At 58.3% G+C, this 6,040-nt stretch carries 6 protein-coding genes; 3 read left to right on the plus strand and 3 right to left on the minus strand.

Annotation, left to right across the window (positions count from 1 at the left end):
- Nucleotides 1-367: 367 nt before the first annotated feature.
- Nucleotides 368-2,275 carry a putative bifunctional diguanylate cyclase/phosphodiesterase gene (locus FAA86_RS23925; protein WP_136543781.1) on the minus strand — a complete coding sequence of 636 codons (1,908 nt, stop codon included), beginning with the start codon at nt 2,273-2,275 and terminating at the stop codon, nt 368-370.
- 284 nt (nt 2,276-2,559) lie between these two features.
- Between FAA86_RS23925 and FAA86_RS23930 the strand changes: the two genes are divergently transcribed.
- Nucleotides 2,560-3,341 (plus strand): IS5 family transposase gene (locus tag FAA86_RS23930; protein ID WP_246035189.1). Its coding sequence is split into 2 segments (ribosomal slippage): nt 2,560-2,890 and nt 2,890-3,341, totalling 783 coding nucleotides; the frame shifts between segments, so codons are not numbered across the junction.
- A gap of 558 nt (nt 3,342-3,899) precedes the next feature.
- On the opposite strand, the gene FAA86_RS23935 is transcribed toward FAA86_RS23930, so the two are convergent.
- Nucleotides 3,900-4,295 carry a MerR family transcriptional regulator gene (locus FAA86_RS23935; protein WP_136543783.1) on the minus strand — a complete coding sequence of 132 codons (396 nt, stop codon included), beginning with the start codon at nt 4,293-4,295 and terminating at the stop codon, nt 3,900-3,902.
- A gap of 69 nt (nt 4,296-4,364) precedes the next feature.
- Here FAA86_RS23935 and FAA86_RS23940 point away from each other — a divergent pair, with 69 nt between their 5' ends.
- Nucleotides 4,365-5,231: a cation diffusion facilitator family transporter gene (locus FAA86_RS23940; RefSeq protein WP_225341519.1), complete on the plus strand. Its 867-nt coding sequence runs from the start codon at nt 4,365-4,367 to the stop codon at nt 5,229-5,231.
- The gene (gene lspA, locus FAA86_RS23945; RefSeq protein WP_080843345.1) at nt 5,228-5,719 is read left to right on the plus strand and encodes a signal peptidase II; all 492 of its coding nucleotides are present in this window, start codon (nt 5,228-5,230) and stop codon (nt 5,717-5,719) included. Before FAA86_RS23940 ends, lspA begins: the two co-directional genes overlap by 4 nt.
- A 22-nt stretch (nt 5,720-5,741) precedes the next feature.
- Here the strand turns inward: lspA and nadE are convergent.
- Nucleotides 5,742-6,040 (minus strand): NAD(+) synthase (gene nadE / locus FAA86_RS23950; RefSeq protein WP_136543785.1); only part of this gene is annotated, 299 nt, incomplete at its 5' end.

Here is a 6,040-nt window from a genome sequence, read left to right on the forward strand (position 1 = left end):
CCGCAAGCGAAGCCGGGGTCCGCACGAAAGACTTGGGTTCACGATCATCGTGGCCCCGTTTTCGTTTCAGGGTTCCGTCCCGCCTCTGACGTCACTCACACTCGTGGTTCGGCTACCAGACTCTGCCGCGAATGCCGGGACCATAACCACGACCGGTTCCAGGCTGCTCAATTGTGAGGACTACGCGTTTCCACCGATTGCGCCCACCGCGCCACTTAGCATATCACACCGCCGAGGCAGGAAACGCTGCTGGATGAACGCCCAGAACAGGTAATCATCACGCAAAAGACACTGCGGTGGGCAAGTGGTGAAAGGATCAACGCCAATTTGAGATAGCCCTCGAATATTGTCGGCAGCAAGTTGCAAATTATTGAGCCTGACTTGCGATTGGAAAATTCTCTGAATTCTGTTTCTGTAGAAGCTGTCGTGCATCCTCAGCGCTCATCGGCCGGCCATAGAGGTATCCTTGAACGAGATCCGGTTTGAGGGCCGCAAGCACAGCCATCTCCTCCCGGGTCTCGACGCCTTCGAGCACGCAGCGCAAGTTAAGCTTGGAGCATAGGGCAATGATCGCAGCGACGATTTCGCGTGATGTGAGGCTGTGGCCGACCTTGCGGATGAAGCTCCTGTCGATCTTGACCTTGTCGAGCGGAAGCTGATCGAGATACTGGAAGCTCGAATAGCCAGAACCGAAATCATCGAGTGCGACCCTGCAGCCGCTGCTTCTCAACCTGTCGAGAACGGTGCTGGATGTTGTGAGATCAGACATCACCGCTGTTTCGGTGATCTCGAATTCCAGACGGCTCGGCGAAACGTCTTCCTTCATGATCTGACCGAGCAGCGAGAGCACAAAGGCCTGGTCCGAAATGTCCCGTGCTGACAGGTTGAAGGACAGACTGATGTCGTTGGGCCATGTCTTCAGCTCCGCGAGGCCCTTGCGGAACAGGATGGCGGTGACTTTCTGAATGAAGCCGGAGCGTTCGGCGACACGGATGAAATCGTTAGGACGGACAAGCCCGAGCCTGGGATTTTGCCATCGAGCCAATGCTTCGAAGCTGACGACACGCTGCCTGCTGGGCGAGTATTGCGGCTGAAACAGCAGGAACAGCTCCTCCTCGAGGTTGCCTTCGCGCAATTCCCGTTCGATAGCGATGGCGTTCTCCATCTCCTTGCTGTCTGTGGTGTCGAAGACGATACACTGTCCGCGGAACCGGGCCTTGGCCTTGTAGAGAGCGAAGTCGGCCTGCTCGTAGAGCTGTGTGCTCGCCGTTCCCATGTCCGGATAATGCGAGAAACCCGCGGAAGCTCCGACCGAGAGTTCCTGGTTGTCAATGATATAGGGGGCGGTGATCGCCTTCAGCCAGCTCCCTGCAAGCGCCCTGACCTGTGGTTCCGTGACGTTGCCGGTCAGAACGACGGCAAACTCGTCACCACCGATGCGGCCAATCATTGCCCCCTCAAAATGCAGCTCCGTGGCCCGCGCGACGGAGGCGCGCAACAGGCGGTCGCCCATCGTGTGACCGTACACGTCGTTGATGCCCTTGAAGCCGTCGAGATCGAATATTCCCAGCCAGAATGGCGTACGCTGCTCGATCAGCCGGTCGATCTTCTCGAAGATGGCGCGCCTGTTCGGGATCCCGGTCAGCATATCGGCATCAGCAAGGGCCCTCGCCTTGACCGTCAGCTCATCGGCCAGCAGGCGTGCGTCGATCTGACGAATGATCGCATGCCTGAGCAACCCCGTCATGCTCACCGAAGCGAAGGCAGTCGCAACGACAATGGAGACATACTCAGCGTAGAGGTCCTCAGGGAGAGACGTGGAGAACCAGTAAAGGGTCGCCAATGTCAGTGGAACGCTGATCATGACCGTGCGCGTCGTGGCGCCGGTGATTGCAAAAATGAAGGCTAGCAAGACGAAGTATATGTAACGCGTCTCGACATTGTAGACGAGAAGGTAGCTCAACAGGTTGAGGTACATGAACAGATGCATAGCCAGGTTATGCAATTCGAGCTTGGCCAGGGACATTGTCCGGTTGTTTGCTAGAAGCTTGTTAAACAGGTAGAAGCCGAGAGCCGTCGTCGTACTGATGAGGGAGAACGCGACCAGAACAGGGCCGGTCTGCGTCTGCCAGTGCTCCCAGGTGACGAAGAGATAGTAGCAGCAGGCGGGCACCAGGACTGATCGCAGGATGGGGATGTAGGCATCCACCATTGCCTGCTGTCGTGCCGGGTCGATGGATATCCCGAGCTGATTGAGGAGACTGGCGATTTTCATCGAGAGAATTTGTTTTCGCCCGATCCGGAAAGTTGACGCTTTGATGGAGATGAACGCATAGATTTGTCCCGTTTCTTGTCTGCCGTCAAAGCGCACACTCGCAGTATGGGCCGACTTCTTGTGATTATCGGGGTATATATCAGTGAGATTTAAAACAGGTTTACGGCATGCCAGTGTGGAGCAGCGCTAAATTTTCCCACGCCAATGCATCCTAGGCCCTGTTGACAAAGTGGATTCCCAAATCAGCGGAAGCGTGATTCAAGACTGCTTTTTAGGAGACGGTTTTGGCACGCGGCGACCTGACGGATATGGAATGGCGGATCATCGAGGGGCTGTTGCCCACCGAACGCGGTAGGAAGTCTCGGCCCTCGCACGATAATCGGCAATATCTGAACGGGATGCTGCATGTTCTGCGGGTTGGATGCCCTTTTCGCGACATGCATGAGCGCTACGGAAAGTGGAATTCGGTCTATGTGCGTTTCCGGCGTTGGGCCGAACAAGGCGTTTGGGACGCTCTGCTTGAGACCCTCGTTGAACTGGGGCTGACGGATGACTGGCAGCACATGATCGACAGCACCACAGTTCGCGGCCACTCTCAGGCTGCAGGCGCTAAAGGGGGACTTATCAGGAGGCTTTTGGTCGATCACGCGGCGGCTTTACGACGAAAATCCACGCCAGAGCAGACGGTCAGGGACGCCCTCTTGGCTTCGTCCTGACAGGCGGCGAGGCTTCGGACTACAACGCCGTTGCTGACTTGCTGGCGATACCGGTCGGCAAGCCGAGGCTGTTCCTCGCCGACAAAGGGTACGACGGTGACTTCCTGCGTGAAGAGCTCCTGATACACGGTATCAGGCCGGTCATTCCGCCAAAAGCTAACCGAAAGAACCCGCCTGCCTGCGACTTTCGGGTTTACAAGGATCGAAACCGCATCGAGCGGATGTTCAACCGTCTCAAGCAGTTCCGGCGCGTCGCGACCCGATACGACAAGACCCGAAAATCCTTCTCAGCATTTCTTGCCCTGGCCGCAGCAAAGATATGGCTGCCATACTTTGTCAACAGGACCTAAGCTGCTTTTCACATGCATGATCATCGCCATTACAATTTAGTTCCATAATTTAACGTTACGCTACAGCCCGCGCTCCGATTGCATGAAGCCATTGGATTTCAATCGCTTAGCAGACTAACTCGCGGATCTACGGTTCTGATCCCATCAAGGCGTTCGATGCCAACAGCCGTCCATGCTTATCTGTTCTATCCCGGCAGACGGCAGAACTCGCCAGCCTTCAAGGTTATTGTCGAGGCGTTGAAGATTTGATGTGCCGATCAGCCGGTTGAGCTGCAAATGGCGAGCCTGATCCTCAGTTGAGCCACGCAAGCAGCCCAACCACGCCGACGGCCTGTCTTTGTGCGACTGCGTCTGGTACCGAGATTGCGTGAGTTTCTCCTCGAAGGCCGTGCTCCTCAATGTCCAGTTCCAACAACAATGACGGGCCGCTTAAAACACTGGCCGACGCTTTGCGACAGTCGGCTGCGCGACACCGAGACGCTGGGCAACATCCACTTGCCGGGCCTCGTCCGCCGGAACTGTCGGTTGAAGTCTGCCAACACAGTTTTGATGTCAGCCTCAGGGTCTTCCTCCCGCCATGGCGTCGATGATCCGGCAATCGGCCACCTGACCGAGACGGCATTCGGCTATCATCCGCCGCAGTTCCGTTTTCAGGTTCGTAAGACGGGCGATACGATCTTCCACGGCGTCGAGTTGGCTTTGGGCGATGCGGCTTGCATCCTCACACGATGCTTCCGGTTGTTCCTGGAGAGCCAGAAGAACGCGCACCGATGCCAGATCGAAACCAGGTTCCCGGGCATTCCGGATAAAGCACAGTCGTTGCGCGTCTGCTTCGCCATAGGTGCGACGGCCGTTGGACATCCTGGCTGGGATTGGGAGGACCCCGATGCGCTCGTAATAGCGAATAGTCTCTATGTTCACGCCCGATTTCTCGGATAAGTCGCCGATCTGCATTTTTCGTCTTGCTCCTGTAGTCACTACAGGTAGTACCATGGTCGAATTCGAATATCGAGGACCGACGAAATGGCAGCAGCTGCAACCGACACGATCCGCTATCAGGTGACGGGGATGGATTGTTCCTCCTGCGCCGCCAAGATCGAGGGGGCCGCGCGCAAGGTCGAAGGCGTGGCCGACGTGAAGGTATCGATCGCATCGCAGATTATGACACTGCAAGTTGACGAGCCGGCGAACCGCCTGCCTCTGCTGGAAAGCGCCATCACGGGTCTGGGTTATCAGCTTGACCGCATCGGCCCATCCAGCGACACGGCAGACGGCGATGACGACGACAGGATTCCGGACCTGTCGCATGTCACCCCGGCATATAAGAGGGCGCTCTGGATCGTCGTGCTGCTGAACGTTGGCTACGGAGTCGTTGAGATCGTCGGAAGCTTCCTCGCCGGCTCCCAGGCGCTACAGGCGGACGCCCTCGACTTCCTGGGGGACGGCATGATCTCATTCCTGGGGCTGGTCGCGGTCGGATGGGGCCTCGCCGCTCGCGCCAAGGCGGCTCTTCTACAGGGTGTTTTCCTCGGCCTGCTCGGACTTGGCGTCGTCGCGTCCACCATCTACAGGGTGTTTATCGAGCATCAGCCGGAATCCGTGCTCATGGGCGGCTTCGCGCTTGTCGCCTTCGTCGTCAACGTTCTGGCGGCCGTGGTGCTCATCCCGCACCGCAAGGGCGACGCGAACATGCGGGCGGTGTGGTTGTTTTCGCGAAACGACGCGATCGGCAATCTCGCGGTCGTGGCCGCCGCGGGCTTGGTCTGGTGGACGGGAACACAATGGCCTGACCTCGTGGTCGCGTTCGCAGTTGCAGGCCTCTTCCTTCAATCGGCGTGGTCGATCATCCGGGACGCAAGACAGGACCTCTCTGCGGCGAGGGACAGATGAGGGCGGTTGCTTCAATTGCCGTGGTCCTGGTCGGCGCGGCACTTGACCTGGGAGCGAAGGCGTGGGCGCGGGCGAGCCTTGAACCTTACGGCCCCCCCACGGACTTTCTGCCTTTGGTACCGTTGCGACTGACCTTCAACAAAGGCGTGTCGTTCAGCATGTTCGCTGTCGACGGCGAAATCGGCAAAGCAGTCCTGATCGGGGTTACGGGCATTATAACACTTGTCATCGCTATATGGGCGTATCGTTCGCGCGGCTGGCAACGGGCAGCCCTGTCGATGATCCTGGCTGGCGCGCTCGGAAACCTGATCGACCGCAGCATGAGGGGCGCCGTGACTGACTTCCTGAGCCTCCGCTTTGGTGAATGGGAGCCGTTCGTGTTCAATCCGGCCGATGTCTGGATTTCTTCAGGCGTGGCCCTTCTGTTGGTCCTGCAGACCACGCAAAGCGGAACCGCCGAGGTGGGCGACGGTACGTCAGCACGGTAACGGGGCCTAAGGGCCATTCCTGTCATTGCGGCGAGAGTGGCAGGGCGCGCTTGTGGGCCGTCGCGACGTGCGTCGCGAGGATGCGCTGAAACGCGGGTTCTCCGATCGGCTTTCCTTCCAGGAAGTCGTCGATGTCATCATACGTGACCCCGTAGACGTCTTCATCGGGCCGCAGCGGAGCGTCGGACTCCAGATCGGCGGTCGGCACCTTGAACACCAGGTCCCTCGGCGCTCCGAGATGTTCGGCGAGCCCCCGCACGCGCCGCTTGGTCAGTCCGGAAAGCGGCAGGACGTCCGCAGCGCCGTCGCCGAATTTCGTGA

This window comes from Rhizobium rosettiformans W3 (assembly GCF_004912135.1).
In the GTDB taxonomy this organism is placed as follows: domain Bacteria; phylum Pseudomonadota; class Alphaproteobacteria; order Rhizobiales; family Rhizobiaceae; genus Allorhizobium; species Allorhizobium rosettiformans.

Bases quoted from the DNA above. Each gene is read 5' to 3' on its own strand.
- FAA86_RS23925 (WP_136543781.1), bottom strand. From the start codon at position 2,275: ATGAAAATCGCCAGTCTCCTCAATCAGCTCGGGATATCCATCGACCCG.
- FAA86_RS23940 (WP_225341519.1), top strand. From the start codon at position 4,365: ATGGCAGCAGCTGCAACCGACACGATCCGCTATCAGGTGACGGGGATG.
- FAA86_RS23935 (WP_136543783.1), bottom strand. From the start codon at position 4,295: ATGCAGATCGGCGACTTATCCGAGAAATCGGGCGTGAACATAGAGACT.
- lspA (WP_080843345.1), top strand. From the start codon at position 5,228: ATGAGGGCGGTTGCTTCAATTGCCGTGGTCCTGGTCGGCGCGGCACTT.